The 18,532-nt window shown below is 60.4% G+C and carries 20 protein-coding genes; 16 read left to right on the top strand and 4 right to left on the bottom strand.

Annotated elements, in window-relative coordinates:
• Nucleotides 1–131: 131 nt before the first annotated feature.
• From FHT79_RS12685 to FHT79_RS12675, 3 genes are all read right to left on the bottom strand, one after another.
• Nucleotides 132–926, bottom strand: a complete 795-nt coding sequence (locus tag FHT79_RS12685; protein ID WP_028757301.1) for a carboxymuconolactone decarboxylase family protein — start codon at nt 924–926, stop codon at nt 132–134.
• A 73-nt stretch (nt 927–999) separates the two neighbouring features.
• Nucleotides 1,000–1,983, bottom strand: coding sequence for an aldo/keto reductase (locus tag FHT79_RS12680; RefSeq protein WP_028757300.1), 984 nt, complete (start codon nt 1,981–1,983; stop codon nt 1,000–1,002).
• An 87-nt stretch (nt 1,984–2,070) separates the two neighbouring features.
• The gene (locus FHT79_RS12675; RefSeq protein WP_028757299.1) at nt 2,071–2,451 is read right to left on the bottom strand and encodes a DUF2255 family protein; all 381 of its coding nucleotides are present in this window, start codon (nt 2,449–2,451) and stop codon (nt 2,071–2,073) included.
• Nucleotides 2,452–2,765: 314 nt separating this feature from the next.
• Between FHT79_RS12675 and FHT79_RS12670 the strand changes: the two genes are divergently transcribed.
• The 10 genes from FHT79_RS12670 to FHT79_RS12625 all read left to right on the top strand — a co-directional run bounded on the left by FHT79_RS12670 (nt 2,766) and on the right by FHT79_RS12625 (nt 10,726).
• Entirely contained in the window at nt 2,766–3,134 is a 369-nt protein-coding gene (locus tag FHT79_RS12670) for an antibiotic biosynthesis monooxygenase family protein (protein WP_028757298.1), read from the top strand.
• 20 nt (nt 3,135–3,154) lie between these two features.
• Entirely contained in the window at nt 3,155–4,087 is a 933-nt protein-coding gene (locus FHT79_RS12665; RefSeq protein WP_183903433.1) for an NAD(P)-dependent alcohol dehydrogenase, read from the top strand.
• Nucleotides 4,088–4,089: 2 nt separating this feature from the next.
• Nucleotides 4,090–4,800: a YafY family protein gene (locus FHT79_RS12660; protein WP_348649671.1), complete on the top strand. Its 711-nt coding sequence runs from the start codon at nt 4,090–4,092 to the stop codon at nt 4,798–4,800.
• 73 nt (nt 4,801–4,873) lie between these two features.
• Nucleotides 4,874–5,500, top strand: a complete 627-nt coding sequence (locus tag FHT79_RS12655) for an isoprenylcysteine carboxylmethyltransferase family protein (protein ID WP_183903431.1) — start codon at nt 4,874–4,876, stop codon at nt 5,498–5,500.
• Between the two features lie 356 nt (nt 5,501–5,856).
• Nucleotides 5,857–6,066 carry a hypothetical protein gene (locus FHT79_RS12650; RefSeq protein ID WP_097594532.1) on the top strand — a complete coding sequence of 70 codons (210 nt, stop codon included), beginning with the start codon at nt 5,857–5,859 and terminating at the stop codon, nt 6,064–6,066.
• A gap of 9 nt (nt 6,067–6,075) precedes the next feature.
• Nucleotides 6,076–6,450: a GFA family protein gene (locus FHT79_RS12645; RefSeq protein WP_028757294.1), complete on the top strand. Its 375-nt coding sequence runs from the start codon at nt 6,076–6,078 to the stop codon at nt 6,448–6,450.
• Between the two features lie 256 nt (nt 6,451–6,706).
• Nucleotides 6,707–7,999 (top strand): efflux RND transporter periplasmic adaptor subunit, encoded by a 1,293-nt coding sequence (locus tag FHT79_RS12640; protein WP_097594531.1) that lies wholly within the window; start codon nt 6,707–6,709, stop codon nt 7,997–7,999.
• A gap of 12 nt (nt 8,000–8,011) precedes the next feature.
• Nucleotides 8,012–8,728, top strand: a complete 717-nt coding sequence (locus FHT79_RS12635; RefSeq protein WP_097594530.1) for an ABC transporter ATP-binding protein — start codon at nt 8,012–8,014, stop codon at nt 8,726–8,728.
• Nucleotides 8,718–9,920, top strand: coding sequence for an ABC transporter permease (locus FHT79_RS12630; RefSeq protein ID WP_132574602.1), 1,203 nt, complete (start codon nt 8,718–8,720; stop codon nt 9,918–9,920). The genes FHT79_RS12635 and FHT79_RS12630 overlap by 11 nt, the downstream gene beginning before the upstream one ends.
• Nucleotides 9,921–10,111: 191 nt before the next feature.
• A complete protein-coding gene (locus tag FHT79_RS12625; protein ID WP_097594528.1) occupies nt 10,112–10,726 on the top strand; it encodes a GntR family transcriptional regulator in 615 nt (204 codons plus the stop codon).
• A 51-nt stretch (nt 10,727–10,777) separates the two neighbouring features.
• Here FHT79_RS12625 and FHT79_RS12620 read toward each other — a convergent pair whose 3' ends face one another.
• A complete protein-coding gene (locus FHT79_RS12620; protein ID WP_097594527.1) occupies nt 10,778–11,590 on the bottom strand; it encodes a ferredoxin--NADP reductase in 813 nt (270 codons plus the stop codon).
• Between the two features lie 366 nt (nt 11,591–11,956).
• Between FHT79_RS12620 and pcsA the strand changes: the two genes are divergently transcribed.
• Genes pcsA through FHT79_RS12590 form a run of 6 tightly spaced genes read left to right on the top strand, consistent with a single transcriptional unit; the run spans nt 11,957 to nt 18,405 of the window.
• The gene (pcsA, locus tag FHT79_RS12615) at nt 11,957–12,685 is read left to right on the top strand and encodes a phosphatidylcholine synthase (RefSeq protein ID WP_097594526.1); all 729 of its coding nucleotides are present in this window, start codon (nt 11,957–11,959) and stop codon (nt 12,683–12,685) included.
• 9 nt (nt 12,686–12,694) lie between these two features.
• The gene (locus FHT79_RS12610) at nt 12,695–13,675 is read left to right on the top strand and encodes a quinone oxidoreductase (protein ID WP_097594525.1); all 981 of its coding nucleotides are present in this window, start codon (nt 12,695–12,697) and stop codon (nt 13,673–13,675) included.
• 39 nt (nt 13,676–13,714) lie between these two features.
• On the top strand, nt 13,715–15,283 hold the full coding sequence (locus tag FHT79_RS12605; RefSeq protein ID WP_097594524.1) for an ABC transporter ATP-binding protein: 1,569 nt from the start codon (nt 13,715–13,717) through the stop codon (nt 15,281–15,283).
• Entirely contained in the window at nt 15,273–16,358 is a 1,086-nt protein-coding gene (locus FHT79_RS12600; RefSeq protein WP_028757437.1) for an ABC transporter permease, read from the top strand. The genes FHT79_RS12605 and FHT79_RS12600 overlap by 11 nt, the downstream gene beginning before the upstream one ends.
• Nucleotides 16,355–17,275, top strand: coding sequence for an ABC transporter permease (locus FHT79_RS12595; RefSeq protein ID WP_063475568.1), 921 nt, complete (start codon nt 16,355–16,357; stop codon nt 17,273–17,275). Before FHT79_RS12600 ends, FHT79_RS12595 begins: the two co-directional genes overlap by 4 nt.
• Nucleotides 17,276–17,328: 53 nt before the next feature.
• Nucleotides 17,329–18,405 carry a BMP family ABC transporter substrate-binding protein gene (locus FHT79_RS12590; protein ID WP_047615813.1) on the top strand — a complete coding sequence of 359 codons (1,077 nt, stop codon included), beginning with the start codon at nt 17,329–17,331 and terminating at the stop codon, nt 18,403–18,405.
• Nucleotides 18,406–18,532: the final 127 nt, after the last annotated feature.

The following is an 18,532-nucleotide window of genomic DNA, read 5'->3' as shown; positions in this document are numbered from 1 at the left end:
TGATGATTCCTTTTCATAGACAGGCGCTCATTATAAACGCGTGTCCATGAAATGGTAGCAATGAAGCCTGGAGCAACAAGGAGGCTGGATCACCTTTGCGGACCGGCATGCTTCCGCTGCAGGTTGGAGCCTCACATCGCCCGGCTGCGCAGTACCTCTCCGACAACCGACGACGCAGAGAAGGCGTTCGGCCAGCCGGCGTAGAAGGCCGTATGGGCAACGACCTCGCCGGCTTCTTCGGCGGTAAGGCCGTTATCCATGGCGCGGTTGAGGTGATAGGTAATCTGGGTGCTCTGGCCAGATGCGATCAGCGAACTGACCGTCACAAGGCTACGGTCGCGCGGTGCAAGGCCCGGCCGCTGCCAGAGATCGAGGAACAGTGGATCGGTGGTAAACTGCACCAGCCCCGGAGAGATCGGGCCCACATTCTTCTCAACGCCGGTCGCGCGTTGGCACTCGGTCTCTTCGTTGAGCGGCAGCAGTTGTGGAGAGGCCGCAGGCATCTGATCGGCCGTGATGCCCCGATCTTTGAATACGTCCTTCGTCGCGACGATTGCGAACATCGCGTTCGACCAGCCTGAGTAGAAAGCCAGATGCGTGATGATCTCGGAAACCTCCGTCGGGGTCACCCCGTTATCGAGAGCGACGCCAAGATGGTGCTTCAGATCGACTGCTTGACTTCGGGCGATCAAAACGGCCACCGTGACGATGCTGCGATCGCGGCGTGACAGTTGCGGCCTTTGCCACAGGTTTCCGATCACGTCTTCTTCTGCGTAGCGGCCAAGGGCCGGCGATACGGACTGAATGTCGCTGAGCGACAGTGATGAAGCACTTCTCGGCATGGCTCCGCCGCCAATACTTTCCTGGGCCATGACAGGCTCGCCCATAGTGACCGAGATTGCCGTGGCGGCCAAAAGTCGTTTCATGATGATATCCTTCCAGCTTGGTGGTTCCGGCATCGCCTTGGGCTAACCCTGCAATAGATGCCACAGTGTGCCGCTAGAGACCGGATCGGCGCAGCATTGCGTCGGGGTAACGAGCTCCCTGAATGATGATGTTGGCTTGCGCGATCTCATCCAGATCGACCTTGTCCAAGGTGACGTTCAGCGCCCCGATATTCTCCTCGAACCGCTCGAGCTTGCGTGTGCCGAACAGTGGAACTATCCAGGGCTTCTGGGCCAGCAGCCAGGCTAGCGCGACCTGCGCAGGCGTTGCGCGATGCTTCTCGCCGATTTGGCGGATCAGATCGACCAGCTTCTGGTTGGCGATACGTGCTTCCTCGGAGAAGCGGGGGATTCCCGCTCGGATATCGGAATTGTCGAACGTGGTGTTGACGTCGATCTTGCCGGTCAGAAATCCCTTGCCGAGCGGGCTAAACGGCACAAGCCCGATACCGAGTTCCTCGATCGTCGGGATGACTTCGGCTTCGGGCTCGCGGGTCCACAAGGAATATTCGCTCTGCAACGCTGCCACCGGCTGCACTGCATGCGCTCGCCGTATGGATTGGGCACCCGCCTCAGACATGCCGAACCACCGCACTTTGCCCTCGGCAATCAGTTCCCCGACCGTCCCGGCTACATCTTCCATAGGCACTCCCGGATCGACCCGGTGCTGATAATAGAGGTCGATGTGGTCGATGCGCAGGCGCTTTAGGCTGCCCTCAATGGCGCGGCGGATCTGTGCCGGCTTGCTGTTGACGCCACCACGGTGCTCGCCAGTCTCCTGATCGATATCCCAGCCGAACTTCGTCGCGATCTTCACCTTGTCGCGAACCGGAGCAAGCGCCTGGCCGACCATCTCCTCGTTCGTCCAGGGGCCATAGACTTCGGCGGTGTCGAAGAAGTCCATGCCGTGTTCGACAGCAGTTCGAATCAGGTCGATCATGTCAGCCCGGTCCGGGAGCTCGCGGGCCTTGCCATAGCCCATGGCGCCTAGCGATAAAGCGGATACTTCAAGGCCCTGGCCCAGCGTGCGCTTGATCATTTGCTTCTCCTTCTTTGAAGTTGATTTGAAGAGCTATCGACGACGCGCGCCTCGAGGCGATGCCGACCGCATTCGATCCGGCCGCCGTTAGGTATTTTCCTCTCGTGGCGTGATCCTAACGGTTGCCGCGCGTGCTCGGGTGCTGACCATCGGTGGTAGATACTGGCTCTTGCCGTATTTCGCGCGGTAGGCGTCATCGATGCGATCATTGATCGGACCGTCGACCGGCTCGAAGGCGACCATGCGCGTCATGCCGGCCGCAATGATCCGTCCGGCCTTCTGGTGGACCGCGGCCTGATACCAGCGGGACTTCTGACCATGGTAGCCGCGTACGTAGAGCGCGCCATCGACCACGACCTCCCAGATCCAGGTCGGGGTCCCATAGGTGACGCCATCTTCCCGAAACGGTGCGATTTTCAAATCGTCGGCTCGATCGATTTTGCTAAGCTCGTCATTCGACCAGTTCATTGTCGCTCTCCGCTCGTCTCGGCCACAGTCGTCGACCGCTTCCCGATCTTATGCTCTGAATATAAAGCGCGCGCCTAGCTATGATTAGGCGTGGCAAATCGCATGAACTTATGAGCGAGAATCATCAATACGGATGAAGAGTGCCGGTCGTGTATTTTCGGGCAAAGATGCGTCTTGATTTCGCAAATGAAGTTGAAGGCAAGTCGAGTTCTGAGAAAGCATGGTGCCGGAAACTGTCACCATGCGGGTGTATACCGCGTCTCAACAGAGCGAGACCTCAGTTTCCTTCATGCGTTGAAAAGGCATTTGAAAATATGTCCAGATTTGAACCACTCGATCCTGCCTATCCCGTCGCGCGTCAGAAAGACCTTGAAGGCGGCCCAATAGTGATGATCAATCTCTTAACTATGGTCCCGGAGGAGGAAGATGCCTTCCTTGCTGCCTGGACCGCTGACTCGCTGTTCATGAAACGCCAACCCGGCTTCATCTCGACGCAGCTACACCGTGCCATCGGCGAGAACCCAACATATCTCAATTACGCTGTCTTCGACAGCGTGAGCGCATGGCGCGAGGCTTTCCAAACTCCCGAATTCCAGGAGAAGCTCAAGGCCCATCCGCCATCAGTCGTCGCGCGGCCTCACCTATTCGCCAAGGTGGCGGTTGCCGATCTGTGCACGGCTTGAGATGGAACTGTGACACGCAGATGAAACGCATTCAATATCACCAGTATGGCGGTCCGCATCTGATGCGGCTCGAAGACTTTGAACTGGCCATGCCTAACAAAGGCGAAGTGGCTGTTAGGGTCAAGTTTGCAGCTATCAATCCCATTGACTGGAAGCTGCGGGCCGGCAGCATGAAGATTGTTACCGGCAAGACCTTCCCCCGTGCGATGGGTATGGACATCTCCGGGACGGTTATTGCCATCGGCCCGGGTGTTGCGCGTTTCAAGATCGGCGACCCGGTGTTCGGCCTTGCCCGCTTCAAGGAAAGTGGTGCGCTGGGGCAGGCCGTTGTCACCAAAGAAATCTTCTTGGCAAAGAAGCCTGAAACAGTTTCGTTTGAGGATGCCGCCTGCCTCGGAACTCCGGGAGCCACCGCTTGGAACGGCCTGGTCGACAAGGCGGAGCTGAAGGCCGGCGAGCGTGTCTTTATCAATGGCTGTACCGGTGGGGTGGGGGAAGCGGCGGTGCAAATCGCGCTCATGCGAGGCGCGACGGTTTCGGGCAGTTGCAGCGCAGGCGCCATGGAGCGGGCACGGTCTCTCGGAGTTCAAACCGTCTTCGACTATCGCACGACTGATTTGTCGACTATTCGCGGGCGCTTCGATGTAGTCTATGACACCGCTGCCACGATGCCGATAGCGGTGGGTACTGGTCTTTTGCGTGAGAAAGGTCGATTTTTGGATATCAATCCCACACCAGCAAAATTCGTTCGTGCGATGTTTAATCGGCGTCTGAAGGTTGTCGTGTGCACGCCGAGAGCCGATATTCTGGATAACCTTGCGCGCGCAGCCAAAGACGGAAAAATTCGCCTTCCAATCGCCGAAATTGTGCCCCTTACCGAGGCGATCCAACTCATCACAGCTCTTGAGGCTGGGCGCCGGCTTGGTGGGAAAGCCCTTGTTGGGATGGATTAATCGTGTCGCGAAGCCACCGATTATTTGACCTCATGCAGGTTCTTCGCCGTCACCGTGGGACGGTGTCCGGCGAGGTATTGGCACGAGAGCTCGGCGTTTCGCTTCGAACGATTCGTCGTGACATGGTTACGCTACAAGCGATGGGTGCAGATATCGATGGGGAGCCAGGCGTCGGCTATCTACTGCGCCCAGGATTTCTTTTACCGCCGCTTTCTCTGACCGAAGAGGAAATTCAGGCGCTTGTAGCCGGGGCGCAATGGGTTAGCCGGCATACTGACGACGCTTTGGCGTGCGCTGTTCAAAAAGCGCTCGCAAAAATTGGCGGTGTCCTTCCTCCTGACATGCGGCAAGGCTTGGACGACAATACATTCTTTGTTGGCGGTGCTGAGAAGGGCTCAACGTTGCTTGACCTGGCGCAGGTCAGACGAGCGATGCGCGACCAGCGGAAGATCCACATCACGCACACAGATCAAATAGGCACTGTGTCGGACCGGACCATATGGCCCATCATGCTGGGATTTATCGACTCAAAACGGTCTGTCGCTGGCTGGTGCGAATTGCATAACGAATTTCGCGTTTTTCAGGCTGACCACATTTTGGCGGTCGATTTCTTGGACGATCGCTATCCGCGCAACCGCCGCCAGCTGGTGAGGGAATGGCGCGCGCAAGAGGAGCATCCTTGCAAGAAAAAGAAGGTGGAAGACGGCGGATAACTGCCTTCCTCGCTAAGGAGCGGGCAACCAGAGCCTAAACCATTTCATTGTTTTATAAAGATAGGAACCAGTTATGGTCTATCCAACGTCTGCCAGTCTTCCGTTCAAGCAGAAGCGGCGAATCTTTGTGCTTTGGGCACTCACGGTGGCTTTTGTAACCGTCCAGCTTATTGTGCATCCGATATTCCCTTCGAAAAGCATTATTCCGACGTTACTCGCTCAAGTCGGAACATTGCTGATCGCCTTTGGTGTAATCGGACGAATCTGGTCGACCGTCTATATTGGAGGTCGAAAGAATTCCGAGCTCGTGACTAAGGGACCCTATTCGATCACTCGCAACCCTCTGTACGTCTTTTCGCTGTGCATGATCATCGGCGTCTGCCTGGTGTTTGGAAGCCTGCTCTCTACCGCAATTTTCACATTGCTCGCCTATCTCGTCTTCAGATATACGGCGGAGCGAGAGGCCGTATATTTATCTCACCTGTTCGGCGAGCAATATGCAGAATACTCTCGGCGTACCCCGTTGTTCTGGCCCCATTTCTCGAATTTCGAATGGGGGCAGGTTCCCGTGATTTCCAGCCGGGCTCTGCTGGTTACGTCCAGAGATTCTCTCTTCACTATCGCCACCATCCCCTTTTCTGAACTGGTCGAATACCTTCGAGAAAGCGGCTTTCTAGCCATGGCTATTATTGTCCCTTGAAAGTGACCGTGTGAACAGCACGTCGAGGCGAGTCAATAAGCGTGTTAGGCTATCGCGGAACTCTCCGGCTTCATGGTGAAGGGATGGCGTCAACGAGGCGGACCGGGCGGGTAGGGAACTCGTCTGCCATTTCGTTGGCCATCGGGAGAAAGCGGAAAAATCCCGATGTTCTCCGGCACCGCCGCGTCCGCTTGGCGCGGCCCGCAACCTCGGTCCGATAACCCACATATTGGCGAAAAGGTTCCAGGAAAACAACCGCATTCCCCCATGCCGGAAGCCTCGATGCGGCGCGCCGGCTCTTTCCAAATCGACGGGTCGCACTAGCTTAAAGGGGACGTGACGAAAAGGAGAAAACCATGACCGACGCACCGAATACGGCGACCCCGGCGCGGAGAGTGTTGCGTGGCCGCCCCTACAGCATCGGCGAGTTTACCAGGAAATACCGGTTGGATGACAAGGAGGCAAAGCGCCTCTACGACAAGTTCGGCCCGTCGGCGACCGAACTCGACCTGTTGATGGCGGCGAAGCGGCGCCCGCCGGGCCTGCCGACCAATCTCGACGCCTGACGGCGCTTTATGAGGATCCGAACCGGAGGCTGCCTTTGCGGAGCGGTCGCCTACAGGGTGGAAGGCGAGCCGCTTCGCGTCGGCCTCTGCCACTGCGCCGATTGCCGCAAATCGAGCGGCTCCGCCTTTGTGTTCTTCGCGGTCTGGCCACGTCAGGCTTTTTTCCACAGCGGTGAGATCGCCACGTTCGCCGGCCGCAGCTTCTGCCCTGCTTGCGGCAGCCGGCTTTTCTGCCTCAGAGACGATGAGGCGGAGCTCCGCCTGGGCTCGCTCGACACGCCGCCGACCGACCTTGCGCCCGGCCATGAAGTCTGGATCAAGCGGCGTGAACCCTGGCTGCATCCTTTGCCCGGCGCCGGCCAATTTGTCGAGGATGCGAACTGACGGGCGCTAAAGCGCGTCGCGATCGACATCGCTTGCCGGGCTTTAGGTCTTGGGTTGGCCGCATGTCGTGATCGCAAAACCGCGGCACACATTGCGCGACATGCTCAGGCGCACCCAAAACTTGACTTTCCTTACCAATATTTCATTTCACCCATCCGCAATTCCGTGCCACTTCCGCGGCAACGCTAATCGCCGGTTCATCTGAGTTGTGATTATTTCACCGCAGAGGCCGCAAGCGGCACTGATCGAGGACAGCATGAACAAAATCGTAAGCGGCAGCGAAACCGGAGCAAAGACAGGTGAAGCGTCCGACCTCGCAGCGATCCTTGCCGCGTCGGGACGTCAGGGCAAGCGCAGCCGCTGGCGTGGGCGCCTGCTCATTCTTCTCCTCGTCATCGCCGCCGCCGCAGGCGCCGCTTATGTCTATATGGGCAGAGGGCAGAGCGAAGTGAGCTACGCCACCCAGCCGGCAAAACGCGGCGACCTGACCGTGCTCGTCACCGCCACCGGCTCGGTGCAACCGACCGAGCAGGTGGATATATCGAGCGAGCTTTCCGGCACGGTTCGCGACGTCAATGTCGATTACAACAGCACGGTCAAATCAGGCGAGGTGCTCGCCCTTCTCGACACTAACAAGCTCGAGGCGGATGTGAAGAGTTCGCGCGCCAAGCTCAATTCGGCCAAGGCGAACGTCGTCAAGGCCAATGCCGACATGCAATCGGCGGGCACCTCGCTCGAGCGGTTGAAGAGCCTGGTCAGGAGCAATGTCTCCACCCAGCAGAGCCTCGACGACGCCACCTACAAATATGATTCCGCCGTTGCCGCCAAAGACATCAATGAGGCCGAAGTGCTGGCCTCGGAGGCCGACCTGCAGCTTGCCGAAGTCAATCTCGCCAAGGCGAAGATCATCTCGCCGATCGACGGCGTCATCCTCACCCGTTCGGTCAATCCGGGCGCTACCGTTGCCGCCTCGCTTTCGGCGCCGATCCTTTTCACCATTGCCGGCGACCTGAAGAAAATGGAGCTGCAGGTCGATGTCGACGAAGCCGATGTCGGCCAGATCGCCGTCGGCCAGAAGGCGAAGTTCACGGTTGACGCCTATCCCGACCGGACTTTTCCCGCCGAAATCGAGCAGATCCGCTTCGCCTCCGAAGTGGTCAATAATGTCGTGACCTACAAGGCGGTGCTGTCGGTCGACAATGCCGATCTGCTGCTGCGCCCCGGCATGACGGCGACGGCCGATGTCACCGTCGAGGCCGTCAAGGACACGCTGATGGTGCCGAACGCCGCGCTACGCTACGCCCCGGCGCAGGCCGAAAGGCGCGGCCGCGGCATTTTCGGTATCTTCGGCCCGCCACGCCAGCGCAACAACAATGCCGGTTCGGCGCTGACGGGCGCGCAGCGCCGCGTCTGGGTGCTGCGCAACGGCCACCCGGTACCCGTTATCATCCAGGTCGGCTCATCCGACGGCCAGTTCACTCAGGTCGTCTCCGGCGACATCAAGCAGGACGACGCACTGGTGACCGACGCCACGACGCGTGCGAACTAGGCGGAGAGACGGATGGCAAGCCCGCCGCTCATCGAATTCAGGCAGGTCTCGAAAATCTACGGCGAGGGCGAGGCGGCGATCCGCGCGCTCGACCGCGTCGACCTGGCGATCAATGCCCATGAATTCGTTGCAATCATGGGTCCATCAGGCTCCGGCAAGTCGACGGCGATGAACATCCTCGGCTGCCTCGACGTGCCGACATCAGGCGACTACATCTTCCAAGGCATTCCGACCAGCGGCTTCGACCGCAGCCAGCTGACGCTGCTGCGCCGCCATATGCTGGGCTTCGTCTTCCAGGGTTTCAACCTCCTGTCGCGCACCTCGGCCGTCGAAAATGTCGAGCTGCCGCTGATCTATCGCGGCATGGCGGTGCGTGAGCGGCGCGAACGGGCCCGCGAAGCCCTGGCGCTGGTCGGCCTCACCGGCCGCGAACATCATAAGACCCAGGAACTGTCCGGCGGCCAGCAGCAGCGCGTCGCCATCGCCCGCGCCATCGTCACCGAGCCGGCGCTGCTTTTGGCCGACGAGCCCACGGGCAATCTCGATACCAAGACCAGCGTCGAGATCATGGACCTGATGACGCGGCTGAACCGCGAGCAGGGCATCACCATCGTCATGGTCACCCATGAGCCCGATATCGCCGGCTATGCCCAGCGGCTGTTGCGTTTCGTCGACGGCAAGCTGGAGACTGAGGTCGAGCACCGGAGGAGGGCGGATCATGTTCTTTGAGACGCTGAAGCTGGCGCTGCGGGCCATCAGCCGCAACATGCTGCGCTCCTTCCTGACCGTGCTCGGCGTCGTCATCGGCGTTGCCGCCGTCATCGCGCTGGTGACGATCGGCAACGGCACCACCGCGCAGGTCTCGACCGAACTGTCGCGGCTCGGCACCAATATGCTGTTCGTCCGTCCCGGCCAGTTCGGTCCCGGCCGGGCGAGCTCCGAGGCCAAGCGCTTCAGCATCAAGGACGTCGCGGCGATCCGCGACCAGATCGGCGGCCTGAGGGCTGTCGCGCCGCTCAACCAGTCCACGGCGACGGTGATTTTCGGCGGCCAAAACCATTCGACCAGCGTGTCGGGCACCACCAACGATTATTTCGTCGCCCAGGACTGGAATTTGGCGCTCGGCCGCACGTTCACTCCCGCCGAGGAACGCGGCCAGTCGCGCTGCATCATCGGCGAGACGGTGCGCTCGCAGCTCTTCGGCAGCGCCGACCCCACAGGCCAGCAGATCCGCGTCGGCAAGGTCTCATGCCCGGTGATCGGCGTGCTCGCCAAACGCGGCCAGTCCGGCATGGGCAACGATCAGGACGATGTCGTGATCATGCCGGTCAAGGTATTCCAGCGGCGCATCAGCGGCAGCTCCAACGTGCCGCAGATCATCATCTCCGCGCGCGATGGCGTCTCCACGGCCAAGGTGCAGTCCGATGTCGAAAATCTCCTGCGCGAGCGCCGCAAGATCGTGCCCGGCCGCCAGGACGATTTCAACGTCAACGACATGACGCAGATCGCCGAGGCGATGACCGGCACGACGACGCTGCTGACCGGCCTGCTCGGCGCCGTCGCCGCCATCAGCCTGCTCGTCGGCGGCATCGGCATCATGAACATCATGCTGGTCTCCGTCACCGAACGCACCCGCGAGATCGGCATTCGTCTCGCAATCGGCGCCCTGGAAAACCAGGTGCTCACCCAGTTCCTGGTCGAAGCCGTGGCGCTGTCGCTGTTTGGCGGCATCACCGGCATCGTGCTGGGGCTCAGCCTCGGCTTCGGCGCGGTGACGTTGCTGAAAGTGCCCTTCGTCTTCAGCCCGATGATGATAGCCGTCGCCTTCCTGTTCTCCGCGGCAATCGGCATGATCTTCGGCTATTTCCCGGCGAGAAGGGCAGCGCAGCTCAACCCCATCGAGGCGTTGCGGCACGAATAAATGCGTTGTGGGATGATGTGTCTCCACGCTAACGGAGGGTGGGGGAGGCGCTGGTATCGCAACACCATTCACCGAACTTCGCAGGCTCGCTATGTTATCTATCTGTCTCTATTCTGATATATCAGTCTGACTTGCCATCGGTTTTCGAGCGTGCGACTATGTGATATATCAGTAGGGCAACGGAACCAGGCATGCAGACTTCACAAAGCCATCTTGCCTATCTCGCGCTGGAGCATCTGATCGTGACGCTGGCGTTGAAGCCCGGCGCGCTTGTCACCGAAAAGCAGCTGATCGATATGGCGGGCCACGGGCGCACGCCGGTGCGTGAGGCGATCCAAAAGCTTGCCTGGCAGGGGCTGATCCTGGTGAAGCCGCGCGTCGGGCTGCAGGTCGCCAAGATCGCGACTGAGGATCATCGCAATGTCATGCAGGTGCGCCGCGAGCTGGAGCCGATCGCAGCAGGCTTGGCCGCCGAACATGCGAGCGACGAACAGCGCGCGCGTCTCGTCGACTGTGCCCGCGCCATGGACGAATGCACTGTGACGGGTGATCTCGCCGGATTTTTTGCCGCTGACAAGGCCTTCGACGAAATTCTCGAGGATGCCTGCCCAAACGGCTTCATCATGGCGGCGCTCGGCCCGGTACAGACGCATTCGCGCCGCCTCTGGTATTCCACCGCAAGCCCGGAGCGTATGGATCGCGCCATCGCGCTGCATGTCGCCGTCATCCAGGCCATCCATCAGGGCCGGCCGGACGAGGCGCGCGCCACCATGGCGACGCTGATCAATTATCTCAGCCAGGAATAGAAACGGCCCCGTTTCCGGAGCCGTTGTCAGATCGGATTGTCGGGAAAATTTTCAGCCGACGAAAGCGCGCTCGATGACGAACTCGGCGGGCTTGCTGTTGGCGCCTTCATTGAGGCCGGCCTTTTCGAGCAGTTCCTTGGTATCCTTCAGCATCGCCGAGGAGCCACAGATCATGCCGCGGTCAATCGCCGGGTCGAGCGGCGGTACGCCGAGATCGGTAAACAGCTTGCCGGAGGAGATCAGGTCGGTGATGCGGCCGCGATATTCGAAATCCTCGCGTGTGACGGTCGCATAGTGGCGCAGCTTGTCGCCGACGACTTCCTTCAGCAATTCGTCGTTCTGGATTTCGTGCACGAGGTCGAAGCCGTATTTCAGCTCGGCGACATCGCGGGTCGTATGGGTGAGGATGACTTCCTCGAACTTCTCATAGGTCTCGGGATCGCGGATCAGGCTGGCGAAAGGCGCAATGCCCGTTCCCGTCGAGAACATGTAGAGACGACGGCCGGGCGTCAGCGCGTCGAGCACCAGCGTGCCGGTCGGCTTCTTGCGCATCAGCACCTGGTCGCCCGGCTTGATCGCCTGCAGATGCGAGGTCAGCGGGCCGTCCGGCACCTTGATCGAGAAGAATTCAAGCTCTTCGGCCCAAGCTGGGCTGGCGATCGAATAGGCGCGGAAGACCGGCTTGCCCTCGACCATCAGGCCGATCATCGCGAATTCGCCGGAACGGAAACGGAAGCCCTGCGGCCGGGTCATCGTGAAGCGGAAGAGCCGGTCGGTGTAATGCGTCACAGCGAGCACCGTCTCGGCGTAAACGCCGGCGGGGATGGACGGGGCGAAGTCTTCGGTCTTTGCAGGCGCGTTCATTGCGGTAGAGGATCCCGTTTCGTCGGATGAACTGTCGGATGCGAGGCTGATATTACATATCGGGCCGGAATTAAAGGCATTCCATTCCATGCAGCGCCCATCAGAGGAAATATGCATGTCATTGTCAGGATTCAATGGCCACTAGGGGGCAAGCAGGGGCGGGCGGGGAAAGTCGTATTTCCTGCTGGCGAAGCCCGGCAAAGGATGCATATTAGAGCGGCGCGCCGAAATGGATGCCGGTTTTTGGCAAAAACGGTGCGACAACAAAGACCTACGGCGTCGGAACCCTCAGCAACAGGTCCGGCAATGGTGGCGAAATAAAAAAGATGCTTGCCGGGGCGAGCGCGATAGGGCGGTCGGGGGAATATGAAGATTTTCAACTACAAGCGTGTTCCTTACGCGGAGATGCGCGCCTTTTCCGTCCATATCCTGACGGCATCCGGCTCCTTCCTTGCCTTTCTCGGCGTCGTTGCCGCTGCCGAGCATCGCTTCATCGACATGTTCTGGTGGCTGGGTCTCGCCCTTCTCGTCGACGGCATAGACGGGCCGATCGCCCGCAAGGTGCGCGTCAAGGAAGTGCTGCCCAACTGGTCGGGCGATACGCTCGACAATATCATCGATTACGTCACCTATGTGCTTCTGCCGGCCTTCGCGCTCTATCAGAGCGGCATGATCGGCGAGCCCTGGTCCTTCGTCGCCGCCGGCATGATCGTCGTCTCCAGCGCCATCTACTATGCCGATATGGGCATGAAGACGGATGAGTATTTCTTCTCCGGCTTCCCGGTCGTCTGGAACATGATCGTTTTCACGCTGTTCGTCATCGATGCCAGCGCGACGACCGCGCTTGCCGTCGTCATTATCTCGGTGGTGCTGACCTTCCTGCCGATCAATTTTCTGCATCCGGTCCGCGTCAAGAGACTGCGCCCGCTCAACCTCGGCGTCTTTTTCCTGTGGTCGGCACTCGGCATTTTTTCGCTGCTGATGCATTTCGACACGCCCGAATGGGCACTCGTTCTCTTTATCGTGACCGGGCTCTATCTTTACGTCATCGGCGCGGTGCTGCAATTCTTCCCCGCCCTTGGACGCGAAGCTTAGGATAGGCAGATGACCAAAACGCAGGCTGTTTCATTTTCGAGGACGGGCGGGCCGGAGGTTTTCGACTATGTCGAGATCGATCTCCCGCCGCCCTCGGCGGGCGAAGTGCAGATCAAGCAGGCGGCGGTCGGCCTCAATTTCATCGACGTCTATTTCCGCAACGGCAGCTACAAGGTGCCGCATCTACCCTTCGTCACCGGCAAGGAGGGCGCCGGCACCGTGACATCGGTCGGCCCCGGCGTCGAGGATTTCAAGGTTGGCGACCGCGTCGCCTATGCCAGCGCCGATGGCGCCTACAGCGCTGAGCGCAATATCGAAACGCGCCATCTGGTGCATGTGCCTGACGGCATCGCGCTCGAAACGGCAGCGGCGATGATGCTGAAGGGCATGACCGCCGAATATCTGTTGAACCGCACCTTCAAGGTCGGGCCTGAGACGGTCCTGCTGTTCCACGCTGCCGCCGGCGGCGTCGGCTTGATCGCCGGCCAATGGGCAAAGGCGCTCGGCGCCACCGTCATCGGCACGGCGGGCTCCGAAGACAAGATCGAGCTGGCGCTTGCCCATGGCTACGACCATGTGATCAACTATAAGAGCGACAATTTCGTCGACCGTGTCCGCGAAATCACCAGCGGCAAGGGCGTCGATGTCGTCTACGATTCGATCGGCCGTGATACTTTTCCACAGTCGCTTGACTGCCTGCAGCCGCGCGGTCTCTTTGCCTCCTTCGGCCAATCCTCCGGTCCGATCGAGAATTTCACCCTGGCGATGCTGGCGCAGAGGGGTTCGCTCTTTGCGACGCGGCCGACGCTCTTCACCTATATCGCCGCGCGCCAGGAACTGATCGACAGCGCCAAAGCGCTATTTGATATTGTGCAAAGCAACAAAGTGCGTATCAATATCAATCAAACTTATCCGCTGCGTGAGGTTGGGCGGGCTCATGCGGATCTGGAAACAAGAAAAACAACAGGAACGACGCTGCTGATTCCATGAGATCCGAACGGACCGGTTGGCAGAAGAAATGAGGGGAACGTGTCGCCATTGAATGTGCCGGATTCCGGTGCGTTATTATCGGTCCAGAAGCTGACGAAGTTCTTCGGAAGCTTTGCCGCCTGCAATGAAATCGATCTCGATATCGCGCCGGGCGAAATTCACGCGCTTCTCGGCGAAAATGGTGCAGGCAAATCCACTCTGGTGAAGATGCTGTTCGGCGTTCTTGAGCCGACGGGCGGGCATATCCTCTGGCAGGGCCAGCCGGTTGCGATCACCTCGCCGGGCGAAGCCCGCAAGCTCGGCATCGGCATGGTCTTTCAGCATTTTTCGCTGTTCGAGGCGCTGACGGTTGCCGAAAACATCGCGCTGTCGCTCGATGACGCCATCCCGATCGACCGGATCGCCGAGGAGGCGAGGGCGCTGTCGGTCGCCTACGGCCTGCCGCTCGATCCGCATGCCCATGTCGCCGATCTCTCGGTCGGCGAGCGCCAGCGCATCGAGATCGTCCGCGCGCTGCTGCAGAACCCGAAGCTGATCATCCTCGACGAGCCGACCTCGGTGCTGACGCCGCAGGAGGCCGACAAGCTGTTCGAGACGCTGTTCAAGCTGCGTGCCGAAGGGCGTTCTGTTCTTTATATCAGCCATCGCCTGGAAGAGGTGCAGCGCATCTGCGATCGCGCCACTGTGCTGCGCCATGGCCGCGTGACCGGCGCCTGCGATCCCAGGCAGGAAACGCCGGCATCGCTCGCCCGCATGATGGTCGGCAGCGAAGTGGCGACGGTGACCCACCCGGAACGCAGCGACAAAGGCGAGATACAGCTTGCCGTCGCCAATCTTTCCGTCTCCGCCCGCACCCCCTTCGCCATGCCGCTGCGCGATGTGTCTATGGCGGTGCGCTCGGGTGAAATTCTCGCCATTGCCGGTGTCGCCGGCAACGGCCAGAGCGAACTCTTCGATGCATTGTCCGGTGAATATCCGGTCGCCTCGGCAGAGGCGATCGTCATCCGCAAAAAGCACGTGGGCAATCAGGGCATTACCGCCCGCCGTCTTCTCGGCGCCGGCTTCGTACCGGAGGAGCGTCACGGCCATGCCGCCGTCTCCGCCATGAAACTCTCGGATAATCTCGTCCTTGCCCGCAGCCAGTCTGACCGCAAGGCGTTTCTCGGCCTGCTCGGCATCATCCGCCACGCTGCGGTGAAATCTGCCGCACGGCGCATTTCCGAGGCCATGGATGTCCGCAAGAGCGGTGATGATCCTGCCGCCGGCTCCTTATCAGGCGGCAATCTGCAGAAATTCATCGTCGGCCGTGAGCTAGACCGCCAGCCGGCGGTCCTCGTCGTCAACCAGCCGACCTGGGGCGTCGATGCCGGGGCGGCAAGCCGCATCCGCCAGGCCCTGGTCGATCTGGCACGGAGCGGTTCGGCCGTCGTCGTCATCAGCCAGGATCTCGACGAGATTTTCGAAGTGGCGACCGATATCGCCGTCATCTCCGAGGGCCGTCTTTCCCGCCCGTTCCCGGCGGGCGAACTGACGCGGGAAAAGATCGGCCTGCTGATGGGCGGCCTGCACGAGAGCAGCTCTGTACCCGAGGCGCCCCATGCGCATTGAACTTGAAAAACGCCCCGACGTCTCGAAGCTCTACGCTTTCGTCTCGCCGCTCCTGGCCCTTGTCCTGACGCTGGCCTTTGGCGCCATCATGTTCGCCATGCTCGGCAAGGACCCGGTCGAGGCCCTCGACGCCTTCTTCATCGAGCCGCTGCTCGAGGTCTGGTCGCTGCACGAATTGGCGATCAAGGCCGCTCCGCTGATACTGATCGCCGTCGGCCTTGCCGTCTGTTACCGCTCGAACAATTGGAATATCGGCGCCGAAGGCCAGTTCACCATCGGCGCCATCACCGGTTCCTATCTGCCGATCGTCTTCTACGACTGGCATTCGCCGCTGGTGCTGCCGCTGATGCTGATCCTTGGCGCACTCGGCGGTGCGCTCTTCGCTGCCATTCCGGCGCTGCTGAAGGCGCATTTCAACACCAATGAGATCCTGACATCGCTGATGCTGGTCTATATCGCCCAGCTCTTCCTCGACTGGCTGATCCGCGGCGCCTGGCGCGATCCGAAGGGCTTCAATTTTCCGGTCTCGCGTGATTTCGCACCGGAAGCGGTGCTGCCGGCGATCTGGGAAGAATCTGGCCGCGCCCATTGGGCCTTCATTTTCGCCATCATTGCGGCGATCGGCGTCTGGTTCATGCTGCGCTATACGCTGAAAGGTTTCGAAATCGTCGTGCTCGGCCAATCCGAGCGGGCAGGGCGCTTTGCCGGCTTTTCGTCGAAGAAGATGATCTGGTTCAGCTTTCTCTTTTCGGGCGCGCTGGCCGGCCTTGCCGGCATCAGTGAGGTCTCAGGCTCGATCGGCCATCTGCAGCCGGCGATCTCGCCGGGCTACGGCTTCACCGCCATCATCGTCGCCTTCCTCGGCCGCCTTAATCCGCTCGGCATCATCGCATCCGGCCTGGTGCTGGCGCTGACCTATCTCGGCGGCGAGGCAGCACAGCTTTCGCTCGGCGTTTCCGACAAGGTCACCCGCGTCTTCCAGGGTCTGCTGCTCTTCTTCGTGCTCTCCTGCGATACGCTGATCTATTACAAAATCCGCATTGTCTGGTCGCGGTTAAGGGGTGGGGCGGCATGAGCATCTTCGAAGCCATTCTGCTGACCGTCATCACCGCCTCGACGCCGCTCGTCATCGCGGCACTCGGCGAACTCGTGACCGAGCGCTCCGGCGTTCTCAATCTCGGTGTCGAGGGCATGATGATCATGGGCGCGGTTGCTGCTTTTGCCGGTGCGCAGAACTCGGGCTCGCCCTATATCGGCATTGTCTGCGGCATTGCGGCGGGTGCACTGTTTTCTCTCCTGTTCGCCTTCCTGACGCTGACGCTGGTGGCAAACCAGGTGGCGACCGGGCTGGCGCTCACCCTACTCGGCCTCGGCGCATCCGGCATGCTCGGCGAAGCCTATGTCAGCGTGCCCGGCATCCGGCTTGGAGAGATCGTCATTCCCGTCCTGTCGGATATTCCGGTCGTCGGCCACGTTCTCTTCAGCCAGGATCTGATCTTCTACCTGTCGATCGCGCTTGTGGTCGGCGTCAGCTGGTTCCTGTTTCGCAGCCGGACCGGGCTGAAGCTCAGGGCGATCGGCGACAATCACGGTTCGGCCCATGCGCTCGGCATTCACGTCATCCGCACGCGCTACCTGGCGGTGATGTTCGGGGGCGCCTGCGCCGGTCTTGCCGGCGCGCAGCTTTCGCTGGTCTACACACCGCAATGGGCGGAGAACATGTCGGCCGGCCGCGGCTGGATCACTCTGGCGCTTGTCGTGTTCGCCTCTTGGCGGCCATGGCGGGTCTTTGCCGGCGGCTATCTCTTCGGCGCGGTCACCATCCTGCAGCTTCACGCGCAGGCCTTCGGTCTCGGCATTCCCTCGCAATTCCTCTCGATGCTGCCCTATGCCGCGACTATTGTGGTTCTCATCATCATTTCCCATAATCGGCGTACGACGTTGATCAACACGCCCGCGTCGCTCGGAAAAGCCTTCGTACCGGAGCGATAAAGCAACAACACAAGACGGGTTTCCGGAATAACTTCAAACCAACAGGGGTCACCATGAAGAAGTTCGCATTCGCCCTTGCCGCCTCGGCTGCCGCCGTGATTGGCATCTCTTCCGCCGCTCAGGCCGCTGACAAGACGAAGATCTGCTTCGTCTATGTCGGTTCGCATACCGACGGCGGTTATTCGCAGGCCCACGATCTCGGCCGTCAGCAGGTCCAGGCCGAGTTCGGCGACAAGATCGAAACGCCTTACCTCGAAAACGTGCCGGAAGGCCCGGATGCCGAGCGCGCCATCGAGCGCCTTGCCCGTTCCGGCTGCAAGCTGATCTTCACGACGTCCTTCGGCTTCATGGATGCGACGGTCAAGGTCGCCGCCAAGTTCCCTGACGTCAAGTTCGAGCACGGCACCGGCTACAAGTCCGGCCCGAATCTGGCGACCTACAACTCGCGTTTCTATGAGGGCCGCTACATTCTCGGCCAGATCGCCGCGAAGACCTCAAAGAATCACGGGGCGGCCTACATCGCCTCCTTCCCGATTCCTGAAGTCGTGATGGGCATCAACTCCTTCGAGCAAGGCGCCAAGTCGATCGATCCGAGCTTCAAGCTGAAGGTCATCTGGGTCAACACCTGGTTCGACCCCGGCAAGGAAGCCGATGCCGCCAAGGCGATGATCGACCAGGGCGTCGACGTTCTGACCCAGCACACTGATACGACTGCGCCGATGCAGGTTGCCGAAGAACGCGGCATCCACGCCTTCGGTCAGGCGTCGGACATGATCGCAGCCGGCCCGAAGGCACAGCTGACGGCGATCGTCGATACCTGGGGTACCTACTACTCCAAGCGCGTTCACGCGCTTCTGGACGGCACCTGGAAGTCCGAGCAGAGCTGGGATGGCCTGAAGGACGGCATCCTGAAGATGGCGCCGTACACGAACATGCCTGACGACGTGAAGAAGATGGCCGAGGAGACCGAAGCCAAGATCAAGTCCGGCGAACTGCATCCCTTTACCGGCCCGATCAACAAGCAGGACGGCACACCTTGGCTGAAGGCCGGCGAAAAGGCCGACGACGGTACGCTGCTCGGCATGAACTTCTACGTCGAAGGCGTCGACGACAAGCTGCCCGCGCAATAAGCCGCACTCAATTCGCAGTTGCGAAGGGCGCCCCCTGTGGGCGCTCTTTTTTTGCTGCAGCGCATCCCAAGATTCCGATTTACAAAAGTAATACTATATGATTTTTTGACCCTGCGCCGCGAGATGC

Source organism: Rhizobium sp. BK212, assembly GCF_014197475.1.
GTDB lineage: Bacteria > Pseudomonadota > Alphaproteobacteria > Rhizobiales > Rhizobiaceae > Rhizobium > Rhizobium anhuiense.
This window is presented reverse-complemented; position numbering and strand designations above follow the sequence as displayed.

Bases quoted from the DNA above. Each gene is read 5' to 3' on its own strand.
- FHT79_RS12595 (WP_063475568.1), top strand. From the start codon at position 16,355: ATGAGCATCTTCGAAGCCATTCTGCTGACCGTCATCACCGCCTCGACG.
- FHT79_RS12635 (WP_097594530.1), top strand. From the start codon at position 8,012: ATGGCAAGCCCGCCGCTCATCGAATTCAGGCAGGTCTCGAAAATCTAC.
- pcsA (WP_097594526.1), top strand. From the start codon at position 11,957: ATGAAGATTTTCAACTACAAGCGTGTTCCTTACGCGGAGATGCGCGCC.
- FHT79_RS12590 (WP_047615813.1), top strand. From the start codon at position 17,329: ATGAAGAAGTTCGCATTCGCCCTTGCCGCCTCGGCTGCCGCCGTGATT.
- FHT79_RS12610 (WP_097594525.1), top strand. From the start codon at position 12,695: ATGACCAAAACGCAGGCTGTTTCATTTTCGAGGACGGGCGGGCCGGAG.
- FHT79_RS12630 (WP_132574602.1), top strand. From the start codon at position 8,718: ATGTTCTTTGAGACGCTGAAGCTGGCGCTGCGGGCCATCAGCCGCAAC.
- FHT79_RS12600 (WP_028757437.1), top strand. From the start codon at position 15,273: ATGCGCATTGAACTTGAAAAACGCCCCGACGTCTCGAAGCTCTACGCT.
- FHT79_RS12680 (WP_028757300.1), bottom strand. From the start codon at position 1,983: ATGATCAAGCGCACGCTGGGCCAGGGCCTTGAAGTATCCGCTTTATCG.
- FHT79_RS12650 (WP_097594532.1), top strand. From the start codon at position 5,857: ATGACCGACGCACCGAATACGGCGACCCCGGCGCGGAGAGTGTTGCGT.
- FHT79_RS12640 (WP_097594531.1), top strand. From the start codon at position 6,707: ATGAACAAAATCGTAAGCGGCAGCGAAACCGGAGCAAAGACAGGTGAA.
- FHT79_RS12625 (WP_097594528.1), top strand. From the start codon at position 10,112: ATGCAGACTTCACAAAGCCATCTTGCCTATCTCGCGCTGGAGCATCTG.
- FHT79_RS12685 (WP_028757301.1), bottom strand. From the start codon at position 926: ATGAAACGACTTTTGGCCGCCACGGCAATCTCGGTCACTATGGGCGAG.
- FHT79_RS12620 (WP_097594527.1), bottom strand. From the start codon at position 11,590: ATGAACGCGCCTGCAAAGACCGAAGACTTCGCCCCGTCCATCCCCGCC.
- FHT79_RS12675 (WP_028757299.1), bottom strand. From the start codon at position 2,451: ATGAACTGGTCGAATGACGAGCTTAGCAAAATCGATCGAGCCGACGAT.
- FHT79_RS12655 (WP_183903431.1), top strand. From the start codon at position 4,874: ATGGTCTATCCAACGTCTGCCAGTCTTCCGTTCAAGCAGAAGCGGCGA.
- FHT79_RS12665 (WP_183903433.1), top strand. From the start codon at position 3,155: ATGAAACGCATTCAATATCACCAGTATGGCGGTCCGCATCTGATGCGG.
- FHT79_RS12670 (WP_028757298.1), top strand. From the start codon at position 2,766: ATGTCCAGATTTGAACCACTCGATCCTGCCTATCCCGTCGCGCGTCAG.
- FHT79_RS12645 (WP_028757294.1), top strand. From the start codon at position 6,076: ATGAGGATCCGAACCGGAGGCTGCCTTTGCGGAGCGGTCGCCTACAGG.